The 15355-nt window shown below is 35.8% G+C and carries 18 protein-coding genes, 2 tRNA genes and 2 pseudogenes; 17 read left to right on the top strand and 5 right to left on the bottom strand.

The annotated features are described in order from the left end of the window. Positions 1 to 11 precede the first annotated feature (11 nt). From rplR to OTJ99_RS05000, 16 genes are all read left to right on the top strand, one after another. Positions 12 to 380: a 50S ribosomal protein L18 gene (gene rplR, locus OTJ99_RS04925; protein WP_045165000.1), complete on the top strand. Its 369-nt coding sequence runs from the start codon at positions 12 to 14 to the stop codon at positions 378 to 380. A gap of 20 nt (positions 381 to 400) precedes the next feature. Then, entirely contained in the window at positions 401 to 907 is a 507-nt protein-coding gene (gene rpsE, locus OTJ99_RS04930; RefSeq protein ID WP_045164999.1) for a 30S ribosomal protein S5, read from the top strand. A gap of 18 nt (positions 908 to 925) precedes the next feature. After that, a complete protein-coding gene (gene rplO, locus OTJ99_RS04935) occupies positions 926 to 1369 on the top strand; it encodes a 50S ribosomal protein L15 (RefSeq protein WP_045164998.1) in 444 nt (147 codons plus the stop codon). 1 nt (position 1370) lies between these two features. After that, positions 1371 to 2678, top strand: a complete 1308-nt coding sequence (gene secY / locus OTJ99_RS04940) for a preprotein translocase subunit SecY (protein WP_045164997.1) — start codon at positions 1371 to 1373, stop codon at positions 2676 to 2678. A 33-nt stretch (positions 2679 to 2711) separates the two neighbouring features. Beyond that, the gene (locus tag OTJ99_RS04945) at positions 2712 to 3359 is read left to right on the top strand and encodes an adenylate kinase (protein WP_045164996.1); all 648 of its coding nucleotides are present in this window, start codon (positions 2712 to 2714) and stop codon (positions 3357 to 3359) included. A gap of 17 nt (positions 3360 to 3376) precedes the next feature. Continuing rightward, positions 3377 to 4120 (top strand): type I methionyl aminopeptidase, encoded by a 744-nt coding sequence (gene map, locus OTJ99_RS04950; RefSeq protein ID WP_045164995.1) that lies wholly within the window; start codon positions 3377 to 3379, stop codon positions 4118 to 4120. A gap of 12 nt (positions 4121 to 4132) precedes the next feature. Continuing rightward, entirely contained in the window at positions 4133 to 4402 is a 270-nt protein-coding gene (locus OTJ99_RS04955) for a KOW domain-containing RNA-binding protein (RefSeq protein WP_045164994.1), read from the top strand. A gap of 14 nt (positions 4403 to 4416) precedes the next feature. After that, positions 4417 to 4635 carry a translation initiation factor IF-1 gene (gene infA, locus OTJ99_RS04960; protein ID WP_045164993.1) on the top strand — a complete coding sequence of 73 codons (219 nt, stop codon included), beginning with the start codon at positions 4417 to 4419 and terminating at the stop codon, positions 4633 to 4635. A 29-nt stretch (positions 4636 to 4664) separates the two neighbouring features. Beyond that, the gene (gene rpmJ, locus OTJ99_RS04965; RefSeq protein WP_011917767.1) at positions 4665 to 4778 is read left to right on the top strand and encodes a 50S ribosomal protein L36; all 114 of its coding nucleotides are present in this window, start codon (positions 4665 to 4667) and stop codon (positions 4776 to 4778) included. Positions 4779 to 4801: 23 nt separating this feature from the next. After that, entirely contained in the window at positions 4802 to 5176 is a 375-nt protein-coding gene (gene rpsM, locus OTJ99_RS04970; RefSeq protein ID WP_045164992.1) for a 30S ribosomal protein S13, read from the top strand. A 19-nt stretch (positions 5177 to 5195) separates the two neighbouring features. Then, positions 5196 to 5588, top strand: a complete 393-nt coding sequence (rpsK, locus tag OTJ99_RS04975; RefSeq protein ID WP_045164991.1) for a 30S ribosomal protein S11 — start codon at positions 5196 to 5198, stop codon at positions 5586 to 5588. A gap of 26 nt (positions 5589 to 5614) precedes the next feature. Beyond that, positions 5615 to 6241: a 30S ribosomal protein S4 gene (rpsD, locus tag OTJ99_RS04980; protein WP_045164990.1), complete on the top strand. Its 627-nt coding sequence runs from the start codon at positions 5615 to 5617 to the stop codon at positions 6239 to 6241. A gap of 55 nt (positions 6242 to 6296) precedes the next feature. After that, the gene (locus tag OTJ99_RS04985) at positions 6297 to 7271 is read left to right on the top strand and encodes a DNA-directed RNA polymerase subunit alpha (RefSeq protein WP_045164989.1); all 975 of its coding nucleotides are present in this window, start codon (positions 6297 to 6299) and stop codon (positions 7269 to 7271) included. Further along, positions 7268 to 7609, top strand: coding sequence for a 50S ribosomal protein L17 (rplQ, locus tag OTJ99_RS04990; protein ID WP_013429987.1), 342 nt, complete (start codon positions 7268 to 7270; stop codon positions 7607 to 7609). The genes OTJ99_RS04985 and rplQ overlap by 4 nt, the downstream gene beginning before the upstream one ends. A 135-nt stretch (positions 7610 to 7744) precedes the next feature. Next, positions 7745 to 7818: transfer RNA gene (locus OTJ99_RS04995), tRNA-Gln, on the top strand. Between the two features lie 5 nt (positions 7819 to 7823). Then, positions 7824 to 7899 (top strand) — tRNA-Glu (locus OTJ99_RS05000). Positions 7900 to 8134: 235 nt separating this feature from the next. On the opposite strand, the pseudogene OTJ99_RS05005 reads toward OTJ99_RS05000, so the two are convergent. After that, positions 8135 to 9327: pseudogene (locus OTJ99_RS05005) on the bottom strand (ISL3 family transposase). A 78-nt stretch (positions 9328 to 9405) separates the two neighbouring features. On the opposite strand from OTJ99_RS05005, the gene OTJ99_RS05015 reads away from it, so the two are divergent. Then, positions 9406 to 10101 (top strand): alkaline phosphatase family protein, encoded by a 696-nt coding sequence (locus OTJ99_RS05015; protein WP_045164988.1) that lies wholly within the window; start codon positions 9406 to 9408, stop codon positions 10099 to 10101. Between the two features lie 238 nt (positions 10102 to 10339). Here OTJ99_RS05015 and OTJ99_RS13020 read toward each other — a convergent pair whose 3' ends face one another. From OTJ99_RS13020 to OTJ99_RS05030, 4 genes and pseudogenes are all read right to left on the bottom strand, one after another. Then, the gene (locus tag OTJ99_RS13020; RefSeq protein ID WP_108720938.1) at positions 10340 to 10525 is read right to left on the bottom strand and encodes a GGDEF domain-containing protein; all 186 of its coding nucleotides are present in this window, start codon (positions 10523 to 10525) and stop codon (positions 10340 to 10342) included. Further along, the gene (locus tag OTJ99_RS05020; protein ID WP_052671474.1) at positions 10525 to 11250 is read right to left on the bottom strand and encodes a GGDEF domain-containing protein; all 726 of its coding nucleotides are present in this window, start codon (positions 11248 to 11250) and stop codon (positions 10525 to 10527) included. The genes OTJ99_RS13020 and OTJ99_RS05020 overlap by 1 nt, the downstream gene beginning before the upstream one ends. A gap of 47 nt (positions 11251 to 11297) precedes the next feature. Then, a pseudogene (locus OTJ99_RS05025) lies at positions 11298 to 13028 on the bottom strand (EAL domain-containing protein). Positions 13029 to 13632: 604 nt separating this feature from the next. Next, the gene (locus OTJ99_RS05030; RefSeq protein WP_045164929.1) at positions 13633 to 15336 is read right to left on the bottom strand and encodes an IS1634 family transposase; all 1704 of its coding nucleotides are present in this window, start codon (positions 15334 to 15336) and stop codon (positions 13633 to 13635) included. Positions 15337 to 15355: the final 19 nt, after the last annotated feature.

A 15355-nucleotide genomic window follows, 5' to 3' on the forward strand; every position in this document is an offset into this window, starting at 1 on the left:
AGTGATTGGGCTTGTATAAAAAAGTGAATCGTAATGAAAAAAGATTGATACGTCACAAGAGAATTAGAAAAAAAGTGTTTGGCACGGCTGAAAGACCACGTCTTTGTGTCTACAAAAGTTTGAAATATATATATGCCCAGATAATTGATGACGAAAAAGGTCATACATTGGTTGCAGCTTCATCACTTGAGCCCGAAATTAAGTCAAGACTTTCCTCTACAAAATCTATTGAGGCTGCTCAGTATGTGGGAAAAGTTATTGCTGAAAGGGCAAAAGAGAAGGGAATAACAAAAGTTGTATTTGACAGAGGCGGATATCCATATCATGGCAGAGTAAAAGCATTGGCTGACGCTGCAAGAGAAGCCGGTCTTGAGTTTTAATTTTAAAGGAGGGGTAGAGCTTGGCGCAAAAAAGAATTGATCCAACAGGGTTAAACTTAAAAGAAAGAGTTGTTAATATAAACAGGGTTGCGAAGGTTGTAAAGGGAGGAAAGAGACTTAAATTTTCTGCTATTGTTGTTGTTGGAGACGAGAACGGTCATGTTGGTGCAGGACATGGCAAGGCAGCTGAAATACCTGATGCCATAAGAAAGGCTATTGAAGATGCGAAAAAACATCTTATTGAAGTGCCAATTGTTGGCACAACAATACCACATGAGGCAATTGGCGATTTTGGTGCATCGAAAGTATTGATTAAACCTGCTCCGGAAGGTACTGGAGTTATTGCAGGTGGCGCTGTGAGAGCTGTTTGTGAGCTTGCAGGTATTAAAGATATAAGAACAAAAAGCCTTGGTTCTAACAATCCAGTAAATGTTGTACATGCTACAATAGAGGCTTTAAAGCAGCTCAAAAGACCTGAAGAGGTTGCAAGACTTAGAGGAAAGACCCTGGAAGAGATACTCAAATAAAAAGGAGGGCAAGTATGAATGAAACTTTATGAGTTAAGACCTGCTCCAGGTTCTAAGAAAAAGCCAAAGAGAGTTGGAAGAGGCGAAAGTTCTGGTCATGGTAAGACATCGACAAGAGGTCATAAAGGTCAATGGGCTCGTTCTGGTGGTGGTGTAAGACCAGGGTTTGAAGGCGGTCAGATGCCACTTACCAGAAGAATTCCGAAAAGGGGCTTTAAAAATAGAAATAAAAAAGTGTATACTGAAGTTAATGTAGAAAAACTTGAAAGATTTGATAACGACACAGTGATTACTCCTGAGCTTCTACTCAAAGAAGGAGTTATTAGCAAGATAGAGAAGGACGGAGTGAAGGTACTGGGTAGAGGAGAGCTTACAAAGAGGTTGATTGTAAGGGTGCAGAAGGTATCAGAGGGTGCGAGGAAGAAGATAGAAGCAGCTGGAGGAAAGGTTGAGGTGATTTAAAGTGTTTGAAACAGTAAAGAACGCATGGAGATTACCTGACCTGAGAAGGAAAATCTTCTTTACACTCTTTATGATACTCATTTTCAGACTGGGGGCTTTCATCCCAGTCCCCTATATAGATAGGGATGCTTTGGCAAAAGTTATAAACGACCTTACAATGCTTGGATTTTTTGACGTTGTTGCTGGTGGAACATTTAAAAATATGAGTATATTTGCAATGAGCGTAACACCATATATTAACTCTTCAATTATAATGCAGCTTTTGACAATTGCTATACCGGCTTTAGAAGAGCTTGCAAAACAAGGCGAAGAGGGTAGGAAAAAACTTGCTGAATGGACCAGATATGGTACAGCGATTTTGGCATTTTTACAAGCAGTTGGTATCTATTTTGGACTAAAGAATGCAACAGGTTTAACAGGTGGTGTGCCTGTTATAACAACACAAGGTCAAGGATTTTTAGGATTTATAACAATCACCTTTGCCTTGACAGCAGGTACAGTGTTTTTGATGTGGATCGGTGAGCAGATAACAGAAAATGGTATTGGTAATGGTATTTCACTTTTGATTTTTGCTGGAATTATTTCAAGAATTCCAGACGGTGCAGTTTCTCTGTGGAACTATGTAGCAAAATTAAACGAATTTTCATTAACAAGTATTGTGGGTGTAATTTTATTCTTGATAATGGCGTTGGCAATAATAGTTTTCATAATTGTCATCCAAGAAGGCGAGAGAAGAATTCCTGTTCAATATGCAAAGAGAATAGTTGGAAGAAGAGTATATGGCGGTCAGAGTACACATATTCCTATTAAAGTAAACATTGCAGGAGTTATTCCTATTATCTTTGCGATATCACTTGTTATGTTACCAACCACAATAGCTCAGTTTTTCCCGAACTCTGGATTTTACAAGTTTGTAAAAACGTATTTTTCTTCTGGGTCGTTTTGGTATACGTTTTTCTATGCTTTGTTCATAATAGGTTTTACTTACTTCTATACAGCAATAGTTTTTAACCCTGTTGAGATAGCAAATAACTTGAAAAATTACGGAGGATTTATTCCTGGTATTAGACCAGGAAAGCCCACAGTTGATTTTATTACACGTGTGCTTTCTAAAGTCACTTTTGCAGGAGCACTGTTCTTAGCATTCATAGCTATCTTGCCAACCTTAGTTGGACTTATGTTTAGACATCAGCTTAACATCTACTTTGGTGGAACAAGCTTGCTGATTGTTGTAGGGGTTGCGCTGGAGACAATAAGGCAAATGGAAGCTCAAATGCTTATGAGACATTACAAAGGTTTTTTGAGCTAAGAGATGATCAAATTGAAACGTGGAGGTATAAAGATGAGACTCATTATTTTGGGAGCGCCAGGTGCTGGGAAGGGCACACAAGCAGAATATCTTAGTAACAGATTTGGTATTCCTCATATATCGACAGGGGATATTTTAAGAGAGAATGTAAAAAACCAAACAGAACTTGGTAAGAAAGCAAAAGAATACATGGACAAAGGACTTTTAGTGCCAGATGAAATAGTAATTGAAATTGTCAAAGATAGACTTATGCAGGATGATTGCAAAAATGGGTTTTTGCTTGATGGATTTCCGAGGACAATTGCTCAAGCTGAAGCCTTAGAAAAGGTTTTAGCTGAACTTGGGCAAAAGATTGACAAGGTTTTAAATATTGAGGTACCTGATGAAAAGATCTTAGAGAGAATGTCAGGAAGAAGAATCTGTAAAAGTTGTAGTGCAAGCTTCCATATAATCTACAGACCGCCTCAGAAAGAAGGCATTTGTGATGTATGTGGTGGTGAACTCTATCAGAGAGAGGACGACAAAGAGGAGACTGTAAGAAAGCGTTTAGAGGTTTACCATGCACAAACTCAGCCTTTAATAGAATACTATAAAAATAAGGGTCTGCTTGTAACAGCTGTAGGTCAAGAAGAAATTGCTGATACTACCAAAGAAGTGCTAAAAGCCCTTGGGATTGAATAAGGAGCAGGGAATAGGAAATGATTACCATTAAATCTGAAGCTGAACTTGATAGCATGAGATGTGCAGGTAAAATTGTTGCAAATGTTTTAAAAGAGTTAGAGAAGATAATAAGGCCTGGTATTACCACAAAGGAACTTGATGAATTTGCTGAAGAATATATAATTAAAAATGGCGGGATACCATCATTTAAAGGATTATATGGGTATCCTGCCTCCATATGTACTTCAGTCAATGACGAGGTAGTTCATGGGATTCCGAGTATGAGAAGACTGGAAAGTGGAGATATTATCAGTATAGATGTAGGAGTCTGTGTAGACGGGCTCCATGCTGATGCAGCAAGGACCTTTGCTGTTGGAGAAATTTCCGAAACAGCAAAGCTACTTATAAAAACTACTGAAGAAAGTTTTTTTGAAGGTATCAAAAACGCGGTTGCTGGCAAAAGAGTTGGCGATATCTCAAATAGTATTCAAAGATATGTAGAAAGCCGTGGCTTCAGTGTAGTGAGGGATTTGGTGGGACATGGGATTGGAAGAAAATTTCATGAATCACCTCAAGTCCCTAACTTTGGGAAAGCTGGAGTTGGGATAAGGCTTATCAAGAACATGACATTGGCTATTGAACCAATGGTAAATGAGGGAACTTTTAGGGTTTACACAGCAGAGGATGGTTGGACAGTCAAGACTCTTGATGGCAAGCTCTCTGCTCATTATGAAAATACTATTGTAATTACGGAGGGTTTGCCAGAGATAATTACATTATGAGGTGTTTTTCAAATGGATCTTCAGATAGGGCAGATAGTTCTGTCCAAAATGGGTAGGGATAAAAATAGGTTCTTTATCATATTTGACATAACCGAGGATGGTTATGTATATCTTGTAGATGGAAAGTTGAGGAAGATTAAAAAACCCAAGAAGAAAAAGATCAAACACATTGCGCCTACAAAGTTTGTTTCTGAAGAGATAAAAGAGAAGATACTTAAGAAAAAACTTACTGATGCAGAGGTTGCAAAAGTAATAGAGGAATTTGAGAATAGAAAGGAATAGGGGGTTGATAAGCCTTGCCCAAGGAGGATGTCATTGAAGTAGAGGGGACTGTTATTGAAGCGTTGCCAAATGCTATGTTTCATGTTCAGCTTGACAATGGACATAAAGTTCTTGCACATGTGTCTGGTAAATTGAGAATGAATTTTATTAGAATACTACCTGGTGATAGAGTTGTCGTACAACTCTCACCTTATGACTTGACACGTGGCAGGATAGTCTGGAGGTCAAAATAAACTCTTTTTAAAAAAGGAGGAAGAATAGAATGAAGGTACGACCATCTGTAAAACCTATTTGCGAAAAGTGCAAGGTTATAAGAAGAAAAGGAAAGATAAGAATAATTTGCGAAAATCCTAAGCACAAACAAAGACAAGGTTAATTTTTTGGAGGTGAATTTTTAGAATGGCAAGAATTGCAGGTGTTGACTTACCAAGAGAAAAAAGAGTTGAAATTGCGCTGACATATATATTTGGTATAGGGCTTTCGAGATCAAAACAGATCTTAAGAGATACTGGTATTGACCCAAACAAGAGAGTAAAAGATTTGACTGATGATGAGGTTGCAAAGATAAGAGAGTATATTGATAAAAATTTCAAGGTCGAGGGCGAGCTTCGTGCAGAGATTGCAAGGAATATAAAAAGACTAATTGACATCAGATGCTACAGGGGCTTGAGACACTTAAGAGGCCTTCCTGTTCGTGGTCAGCGAACAAGGACAAATGCAAGAACCAGAAAAGGTCCAAGAAAAACTGTTGGTGTCATGAGAAAGAAATCATAAGAAGGAGGAGTAAATAAGAATGGCAAAACCAGCAAGAAAAACAGTAAGACGTTCTGAGAGAAAAAATGTAGAAAAAGGTATCGCTCATATACATTCAACATTTAATAACACTATTGTGACAATTACTGACCCGTCTGGGAATGCAATAGCATGGGCAAGCGGTGGAACATGCGGTTTTACAGGGACTAAAAAAGGAACACCTTTTGCTGCTCAGCTTGCAGCAGAAAAAGCTGCGAAGATGGCAATGGAACATGGTATGAGAACAGTTGAAGTATATGTAAAAGGGCCAGGAGCAGGAAGAGAGGCTGCAATAAGAGCACTTCAGGCGGCAGGGCTTGAAGTAACACTTATAAAGGATGTTACTCCAATTCCACACAATGGTTGCAGACCACCAAAAAGAAGAAGAGTATAAAAAATTTTGTTAGGAGGTGCTTTGACTTGTCAAAGTATATCGGACCTGACTGCAGATTGTGCAGAAGAGAGGGAATGAAACTATTTTTGAAAGGTGATAGATGTTACACTGAAAAGTGTTCTTTTGCAAAAAGACCATATCCACCTGGTCAACATGGGCAAGAGAGGAAAAAACTTTCTGAGTATGGTATGCAGCTTAGAGAAAAGCAAAAGGTAAAGAGAATTTATGGAGTTTTAGAAACTCAATTTAGAAGATACTTTGAAATGGCTGAGAAAATGAAAGGTATTGTAGGTGAAAACCTTTTGTCTTTGCTGGAAAGAAGACTTGACAATGTTGTATACAGACTTGGCTTTGCATCATCACGTGGTGAGGCACGACTACTTGTTTCACATGCGCACTTTAAGGTAAATGGGAAGACTGTAAATATTCCATCTTATCTTGTTGAAGTTGGAGATGTGATTGAAGTAAAAGAAAAAAGCAAGTCAAAACCAAGATTTATTGAGATAAAAGAAAAATATGCAAAGAAACCATCACCAAAATGGCTTGCAAAAGATGCTGAGAATCTTGTAGGTAAAGTAATTGCTCTACCAGCAAGAGAAGATATTGATATGCCAATCAAAGAGCACTTGATAGTAGAGCTCTACTCCAAGTAATAATGCCCTCACAAAAATGGTTTTTGTGTATTATTTTTAAGGAGGGTATATTAAGTTGATTGAAATTCAAAAACCAACAATTAGGTGTGAAGAATTAAGCCCTAATCAAAAATATGGGCGATATGTGATTGAACCCCTGGAAAGGGGATATGGAATTACAATTGGAAATGCTCTGAGGAGGGTTCTTTTGTCATCAATACCAGGTGCTGCTGTTACGGCAGTTAAGATAGATGGAGTTTTGCATGAGTTTTCCACTATTCCTGGGGTATTAGAAGATGTCCCTGAGATTATTCTTAACCTAAAAGGCTTAGCAATCAAAATGTCCTCTCCTGGACCAAAGGTAATGTATATTGAAGCACAGGGTGAGTGTGAGGTAAAGGCAAAGGATATAAAAGCAGATGCCGATATAGAGATTTGTAACCCTGAGCATCACATTGCGACACTTAACTCTGACGCGAGACTTTTTATGGAAATAACAGTAAATCAAGGGAAAGGCTATGTTCCTGCAGAGAAAAACAAACAACCAAACCAGCCAATAGGTGTGATTCCTGTTGATTCTATTTACACACCTGTTACCAAGGTAAATTACAGAGTTGAAAATACAAGAGTTGGTCAAGTAACAGATTATGACAAGCTTACGATGGAAATTTGGACAAATGGCACTATCAGGCCAGACGAAGCCTTAACAGTGGCTGCAAAGATTTTAATCGAGCACTTTAACTTGTTTACTGACCTTTCAAATATTCCAACTAAAATTGAGACAGTTGTAAAACAAGAGCCGCCAAAGAGAAATAAACTTTTGGATATGACTATAGAAGAGCTTGAGCTTTCTGTCAGGTCATACAACTGTCTCAAGAGGGCAGGTATTAACACTGTTGAGGATTTAGTCAACAAGACAGAAGAAGAGATGATGAAGGTAAGAAACCTTGGTAAGAAATCCTTAGAAGAAGTCATTCAAAAGCTTCACAGCTTAGGTCTGAGCCTCAAAAAGAGCGATAGCACGCCGAAGGAGGAGGAAGAAGAAAAATGAATAAACTGAGAAAACTCAAAAGAGATACTGACCACAGACAGGCGCTTATGAGAAACTTAGCAACATCGCTGTTCAAACACGGGAGAATTATGACAACAGAGGCAAAAGCAAAGGATTTGAGAAGAATAGCAGAAAAGCTCATCACCATAGCTAAAAAAGGCGACCTTGCATCATATAGAAGAGTGCTGAGTTACCTTTACGAAGAAGACGTTGCATATGACCTTTTCCAGAAAATTGCGCCAAGGTATCAAGGAAGAAATGGTGGTTATACAAGGATAATTAAGGTTGGTCCAAGAAAAGGCGACGGTGCTATGATGGTTTATATAGAGCTTGTGTAAGGTCAAAGGGGGCTTTACCTCTTTGACCTTTTGGTTTTTAAATTCATAATTTAATTAGCAAACAAAGTTTTGTTATTTACAAAATCAAAAGAGTATGCTAATATAATAAACGCTTTTTGATTTTTGCAAAATCGCTGCGGGATGGTGTAATGGTAGCACAGGTGACTCTGGATCACCTTGTCTAGGTTCGAGTCCTAGTCCCGCAGCCAAAAGTGGCCCTATCGTCTAGAGGCCTAGGACACCGCCCTCTCACGGCGGAGACAGGGGTTCGAATCCCCTTAGGGCTACCATTAATACTCACAAAAGAAGATGTTTAGTCTGTCCTATAATTCGAAAAAGGACAGACTATTTTGTTATGGCTCTTTGTCAAGAGATGGGGTGGGTATTCTGAATGCCCACCTTTTTTAGTTTTATCAACCAAGCATTAATTGTAATATATGCCTATTACAGGTAAGCAATTTTAAAAACTCAATCCTACCTTTACCCGCTACTTTTGCGAGTTTTAATTATTCTCTTTACTTTATCCTAACTACCACAACTATATAATATCCTCTTTCTAAATCTCTCAAAATTTCTATACCCATATGCATTTCTCTTTAAAACTTTTATCTTGTTGTTAAAACCTTCTGTTACACTATTTGTATATGGAACATCAAAAGAATTTACTATCTCTGAAAACCAGTTCCTAAAAACCTTTATGCATCTGCAAAATTCACAAAGACCACTTCTCTCTGCCGCCTCTATCCACTTTTTTAATTCAACTTTTGCTTCTGCTGAATTACTGCTTTCTAAAACTTTCCTGAATTCTTCCTTCAGTCTATGCGCTTTCCTTAAATCTCTACTGTACCAAAACATCACTTCTAACTCTTCTCTTTGCTCTGCTGTAAGTTCTTCATAAGACTTTAACAATAATTTCCTGCTCCTCTTAAAATACTTCCTTAAATTATCTTCTAATTCCTTTTGTACTCTTTTCCTTACATTTTCTAATGCCCAATAAACATATCTTGTAAAATGAAATTTGTCTATTACTATTTTCGCGTTTTTAAAATATATTTTTGCTGTCTCCACAAATTGTCTCCACATATCACATACAAAATACTTTACTTTATCCCTATCCTTCAATCTCTTAAAATATTCAATCAATACATCTTGTCTTCTGTCTCTTAAAATTTCTACTATCTGTTTTTTCACGGGGTCTACAATTATACACTGATATTTAGCTCCACCTGCATTTCCTTTGAATTCATCTATGCATATCGCCTCAGAAGAAAAATCCTCTATCTTCCTGGTAGGATTTACATTGTCAAATAACCTCATAACTGTTGTTACTGATACATTTGTCTTTCTTGCTATTTCTTTCATACTGCTCAAGCTACTTAAGCTGACTTATAATGTATGCTGCTAATCTATTTGTCATTCTTTGACGCTTGCCCAAAAAATTTATGTGTTCAAAAAATTTCTTTCCACATTCTTTGCAAACATATCTTCGCTTCCTTAAAACTAAATATGTTCTCTTACCCATTATTGGTATGTCCTTTACTCTTTGGACACGATAATCATGTATCTTGCTTGTGATACTGCCACATTTAGGACACTTGTGAGGTTTTTGCGCCTGACTTATATGGAGTTCTACTTCATTTTCGCTTTCTACTACTTGGTTGGTGGAGAATGATATCTTTTGATTTCAAAAGTTCTGTGATATAATTATGATTAAGCACATATTCTGGATGCCTTCTTTCTTTTGTGTTTTTTTTATACCTAAAAACAATTTTAATTATAGCAGGCATTCAGAATAAGTGCTATATTTTTTCTTTTCTTACCACCCCAATTTTATTATAGAGCCGAAAAAATCTTTAATTGCTGAGTTTTGGAAGCAATTAGAAAAGAAGAGTGTGTCTCGAAATCAAGTATTGGAGAAACTTAAGAAGGTATTCGGAGATGACAAAGTAGGGCGTGCAATAGTTTCTGCTATAACAAAGCCTTCCTCGCAGCCGCGAAAAGGTGAACCTTTTTACAATGCAAAGTCATCAATTGACGTCTTCTATGGGGACAAAGCAAGACCTGCCAGTGAGGTAGGAAAACTTGCACTGGACAGCATAGACAAATATGGCAAAGGACGTTTCTTCGCCTTTTTCCATTTCGGTGATCCTGATACAGCAGGTCACAAGTACGGAGAAAATTCTCAGGAGTACTCAAACGCTATAATAGAAGTAGATAAGTGGCTGGGTCGCATAGTAGAAAAGCTTAAAGCGTTAGGTATATATAATGAGACACGTATTTACGTGACTTCAGACCATGGCTTTGATGAAGGCAAGACTACTCATTCTATGGCTTCCGATGTATTTTTTGCTACCAACGATGCTGAGATTAAGCGTAGAGGCGACCAGAGAGATATAGTGCCCACAATTCTTGTACGAATGGAAGTTGATGTTTCCAGATTTAACCCTCCACTTCCAGGCAGGCTTCTAACAGAACCAGAAAGATCTTGGTAAGTTTGAAGTTCTTTTACTCATTATTGTTCTAACAAAATTTTTGTTACCTGAGCATTGGTTTACGGGGGCATGCAAGATGTAGCCCCCGGCCAGTGTGCAGGAAAGCAAAAAATTAATACCCACGTAAGTAGTCAGTTAATATAAGAGGTAGTAAAAGAATGTATAGTTCTACAGAAAGTATTTTTTTCAATATAATTAACCTCATTTTGAAATTTTACTTTAAGTTTCTTTCAATTCTTCAATAAACAACAACATTATTCTTACCATTCTTTTTAGCCTCATACAGCTTACTATCAACAAGTTTTATAAATGTTTCGATGTTAAGCTTTTTTGGGTCAGTTTCAGTGTTTTTTACACAATATACTCCAAAGCTTGCTGTTATCTTTATGTTGATATCATCGTATTTGAAAACTTTTTTCTCAATTAATTGTCCAGTTTTTCAGCTAATTTGTATCCGCCTTCTTCATTAGTATTATTAGCTACAATTAGAGACTCATCTTCACTGTATCTTGCAACCCAATCACTTCCTTTTCTTACGGAGCCCTTCAGAATACTTGCAAAGTCTTTTAGGACTTTATCTCCTATCAAGTGACCATACGTGTTATTTATTTCTTTAAAACCATCAATGTCAGTCATGATAATGCAAATTGGATAGCCAAACATTATACTTCGAGTTATATCAGAGAACAACATCTTTGCAATGTACCTTCTATTGTACAAACCTGTGAGTTCATCAACAATTACTTGAGTGCTTATTTCGTCGAGATATGCTTTGATGGTTGGTGAGGTATTGCTTCCTTCGTTGAGTATGTATCCTTTCTGAGTAATGTCTTTTATTATCTCAACGATGATAGTATCTGAATTCACTTCTTTAAAGGGAGATGCGATAACAAGATATAGCTTGCCTTTCCAATTTACTATTTCAAATAAGCTATCGTTTTGAGTATATGCTTTTATTGCAATACATCGTGTACATGGCTTAGGCTGTTTACAAAAAACATAGCACATTTCTTCTTTCAGATCGAAATTTTCATTATGTAGAGTTGCAAGAGAAACTTTTCTTACTGAGTCAACTACTCTTATGATATCGTATAAGTTTTTGAATTTTGGCAGGCTGTTAACTATTTTCAATAACTCTTCCTCAAGCATTTTAGTCACCCTTTTAAGGGACGAGTTTAGTATTTGATCCAAAGGTTCTAATGCATTCCTTTTAGAAAAGCCACAATTTCTTCTATTTTCATAGGTTTTGCAAATAAATATCCCTGCACTTCGTCACAACCCAAGTCTTTTAATATCTCATACTGTTCTTTTCTTTCCACTCCTTCTGCAACTGTTTTTAGGTTGAGTTCTTTCGCCATGTGTATAATGTTTTTGACAATTACATACTCACTCCCCCAAAAATCAATCCTGTCAATAAATTTTTTATCAATCTTTAAAGCATTTATTGGAAGACTAAGCAGGAGTTCAAGGAATGAAAAACCTGTTCCGAAATCATCGATAGAAATCTTTATACCTAAATCATTTAATTTTCTAAATATTGACTTAGAAAGTTCAATATCATTAAGAATTATCTTTTCAGTTATCTCAATTTCAATATCACTTGGGCTTAAATTATATTTTTAAAGAGCCTCTTTTAAATTTGCAACCATATTATAGAACGCAAATTCTTTCCCAGAAAGATTTATTGCAATAGGTTTTGTATCCAATCCTTCTTCTTTAAGAAAGCGTAGGTCATTGCATAGTGTGTCTATAATAAGCTTATTGAGTTCGTAAATCAAACCACTTTCTTCAGCAACACTTAAAAATTTATCGGGAGTCAAAATACCTCTGTTAGAATTCCATCTAAGGAGGACTTCCAAACCCATAACCTTATGAGTATCTGTAGAAAACTTTGGCTGATAAACTAAAAAGAATTGCCTTTTTTGAATACCTTTTAAAATCTCAGTTTCTAATTCAACTCTCTGTAAAATACTTTCAGTAATTTCAGTACTGTAAAATTCATACTGTTCTTTTCCAGATTCTCTTGCATTTCTCTTAGCTTGGGTCAAAGCAGCTTCAGCATTTTTCAAAAGTTCTGAAGAATTTTGTCTATCTTCAGGATAACCTGCTATTCCTATATTGATAGTTGCAAAAAATGTTTTACCCATTACATTCCAAGCTTTTGTAAACCTATCTATCAGCTCTAAAGACTTGTTTACTATAAACTCTGTTTTAGCACATGTTGTAACAATTACAAACTCGTCACCACCAAATCGTCCTAATATCCATTCATGAGGAATTTTCTTTTTTATTTCCAATGAAACTGCTTCTAAAAATTTGTCTCCAACTGTGTGACCAAATAGTTCGTTTATTATTCCTAATTCGCTTATCTCAATAAACATTATCCAGAAATTTGAGTTGACCGTTTTGGCCCTGCTAATTCTCTCTTCTATTATTTCGCTTATATGATATTTATTTGGCAGCTTTGTGACATCAACGTAATAAGCCAAAAATTCAATATACCTATTAGCGTCTATATTCCTCACCACTGTAGTAGTCACATCTTCAAAAAATCCTATGATCTTGTTTGGTATATCATTGTCGTAAATTACCACAGTTGATATCAAAATCCATTTGCCATTTCTTAGGTTTACCTTTAGCGAGAATCCTTTATCTTTAGCTTTAATAGTTTTTTTAATTGTCTCAACCAAATAATCATAATCTTCTTGATTTAAAACTTTTTTACTTTGCTTAGAAATATTACGGCTATCTCTTATGACAAAAGCTTCTTCGCCATTTGAAATGTAAAGCTGAGAATTCTTTAAATCGTATATCCAAAAACCTCTTTTTGAAGTCAGAACAATTTTGTTAAAAATATTTTGTGAATGGTCTAAAATTCTAAAATCACCTATATGTAATGGTACAAGGTAGTTACAACGATCTTGCATAGATCACATTCTCCTTTCGAAAAAATATATGTATAAGAACTAAACAGGATTAGGTTTTACATTTCCTAGGTGTCTGGCAATAAGAACAAATACACCTTCTATTCAAGGTTAGAAACATCCCATCGTTGTCTACCAGTTTCATCAACCAACGTTAACGCTTTTCTATCTACTTTCAGTATTCCTTTTAACGAATTCCTTATTTTGTATTGTCATCTTTCGCTAAATTTTTCTTTTTTGTTATATCTCAAGCTTGCTTCTTTTGCTATATTCCTGTAATTTCCTCCCTTTTTTCTTTTTTCATTACATAACATATTATCCCATTTTTTAAGATCCTTTTCAATAGAGAAGTCTGATAGTATATGAGAATCTAAAAAGACCTTTTTATATTTTCTTTGGTTTTTAGCTTGCTGAAATACAGTGATGTAAAGAACATATGTGAAAAAGGTTTAAGCGATGGACCTGGGTATAAAGACGAAAGTTATATACCTATGTTTATTTGTGCACTCAGCAATAAGCACTATTTTCTTGACTTTGTCAGTTTGAAGCTCAAAAAGCTTGGGAGGACTGGGATTGACAAAATATGGACCTCAATTTTGTCACTACATCATTTGCTAATACCAATAAATTCTAAGCCTTCCTCATATGTCATGAAGTTTTTTGGACCCTTTATCTTCATTACATTCAGTATATCTCCAGCTCCTCCCTCAATTCTTTGCTTTATCAAATATTTCTTCCCTTTTATCTCTATTTCAAAAAAGTTCATTGAATATATTGCTTCCATTATCCTTTCACTACTTATTCCTTTACCTTTTCTCCTCAAAATATATTCCAATGTCCTTTGCAGTAAAAATGCCAAAAAACATATCACAAAATGTCCTTTTATTCTGCTTTCTGTAAAGTGATATATCGGTCGCACTTCTAAACAGCTTTTCATTACTCTGAATGACTGTTCTATCTTCCATAAATCGTGATATGCTCCTAAAACCTCTTCTACATCCATATCCTTTTTGCTCGTTTGAATTGCATAATAACCGTCAAATTTCTCATCTCGTTTTATCGTTTCCTCATCCAATACATATTCTTCTGATTTTGATTTCTTCTTCAAATATTTCCTTGCACCTTTCTTTTCTAAGGCTGTTATGCTTCCTTTGTTCTCTAAAAGCTCTTTGGCTTTTCTTACCAATCTCTCTCTGTCTTCTTTGTCTTTCTTGGCTCTCTTGCTTGAATACGTTATTATCAAATTCTCTTCTATTTTGAACTCTTTACCCTCTTCATCCTTGACAATATTTGTTCTTTCCAATACCTTATATTTGAATTCATCACCATAAATTTCTTCAGCATTCAAACATCTTTTGCCATCAAGTCTTTTATATCCTTCTTCATTAAAAACTTCATCTAAAATTTCTTTACTTGCATTCTTTAATCTGCTTGCTACTATATAGTCGTACCCAGCTTCTTTTATCATCTTTAAATTTATTCTGCTGTTAAGCCCTTTGTCTGCTACTATTATTATCTTATCTATACTAAATTTTTCCTTCAGCTTCCTCAGTATCTTTACCATCGTCTTGCTATCTATCGTATTACCAGGAAAAAGTTCATACCCTATCGGTCTGCCTTCTTTGTCCACCAAAAGCCCTAATACAACTTGCACTTCATTTACCTTGTTGTCTTTGCTAAACCCAAAATTTTTAAGTTCATCCGCTCTACAACTCTCAAAGTATATTGTCGTCACATCATAAAACACTACATCAACTACCATCTTAAATAAGTCTTTATTTCTCTGATACAGGTATGTCTCTAAATCTTCTTTTACACTGTCAAGAAAATCTAAACACCTGTACAATTGATTCAAATCTATATCCTCTTCAAATCCAAAATATTTGCTTCTCTGATGATAAGTTCTTAGTTTGCTCATTGGCTCTATCAATCTCTGTATGGTCATTAAAAAACTTACTTTGTCTACATCAAATTTTATCTTTCTCTCTTTTGCTGCTTTCCCTTTTAAAAACTTATCAATTTCAAGCTCCTGCCATAACTTTCTGTATACAATGTATCCCCAGTTTTTTACAACTGCATCCGAAATATCTTCTTCAGATTCAATAGTAACAGCTTTTGCATTCTCAGTAGTTGTTTCAGCGACAATATCAGATAGTTTTTTTACAATGTTTTTAAAAGCGGGGTCATCTTTGAGAATATCAAGTCTACCAAAGTTAAATAGTACTCTTTGCTTTACTTTACCATTTTCACGGTAATTTTCGACTAACCTAACATACTGATAACCGCCAGCATTAGTAATTTTGACAAACATATGGCAACTCCTTGAAGAT

The sequence above is a fragment of the Caldicellulosiruptor naganoensis genome (genome assembly GCF_026914285.1).
GTDB classification, from domain to species: Bacteria; Bacillota; Thermoanaerobacteria; order Caldicellulosiruptorales; family Caldicellulosiruptoraceae; genus Caldicellulosiruptor; species Caldicellulosiruptor naganoensis.

Bases quoted from the DNA above. Each gene is read 5' to 3' on its own strand.
- rplO (WP_045164998.1), top strand. From the start codon at position 926: ATGAAACTTTATGAGTTAAGACCTGCTCCAGGTTCTAAGAAAAAGCCA.
- OTJ99_RS04945 (WP_045164996.1), top strand. From the start codon at position 2,712: ATGAGACTCATTATTTTGGGAGCGCCAGGTGCTGGGAAGGGCACACAA.
- map (WP_045164995.1), top strand. From the start codon at position 3,377: ATGATTACCATTAAATCTGAAGCTGAACTTGATAGCATGAGATGTGCA.
- OTJ99_RS04955 (WP_045164994.1), top strand. From the start codon at position 4,133: ATGGATCTTCAGATAGGGCAGATAGTTCTGTCCAAAATGGGTAGGGAT.
- rpmJ (WP_011917767.1), top strand. From the start codon at position 4,665: ATGAAGGTACGACCATCTGTAAAACCTATTTGCGAAAAGTGCAAGGTT.
- rpsM (WP_045164992.1), top strand. From the start codon at position 4,802: ATGGCAAGAATTGCAGGTGTTGACTTACCAAGAGAAAAAAGAGTTGAA.
- rpsK (WP_045164991.1), top strand. From the start codon at position 5,196: ATGGCAAAACCAGCAAGAAAAACAGTAAGACGTTCTGAGAGAAAAAAT.
- rplQ (WP_013429987.1), top strand. From the start codon at position 7,268: ATGAATAAACTGAGAAAACTCAAAAGAGATACTGACCACAGACAGGCG.
- OTJ99_RS05020 (WP_052671474.1), bottom strand. From the start codon at position 11,250: ATGCTTGAGGAAGAGTTATTGAAAATAGTTAACAGCCTGCCAAAATTC.
- OTJ99_RS05030 (WP_045164929.1), bottom strand. From the start codon at position 15,336: ATGTTTGTCAAAATTACTAATGCTGGCGGTTATCAGTATGTTAGGTTA.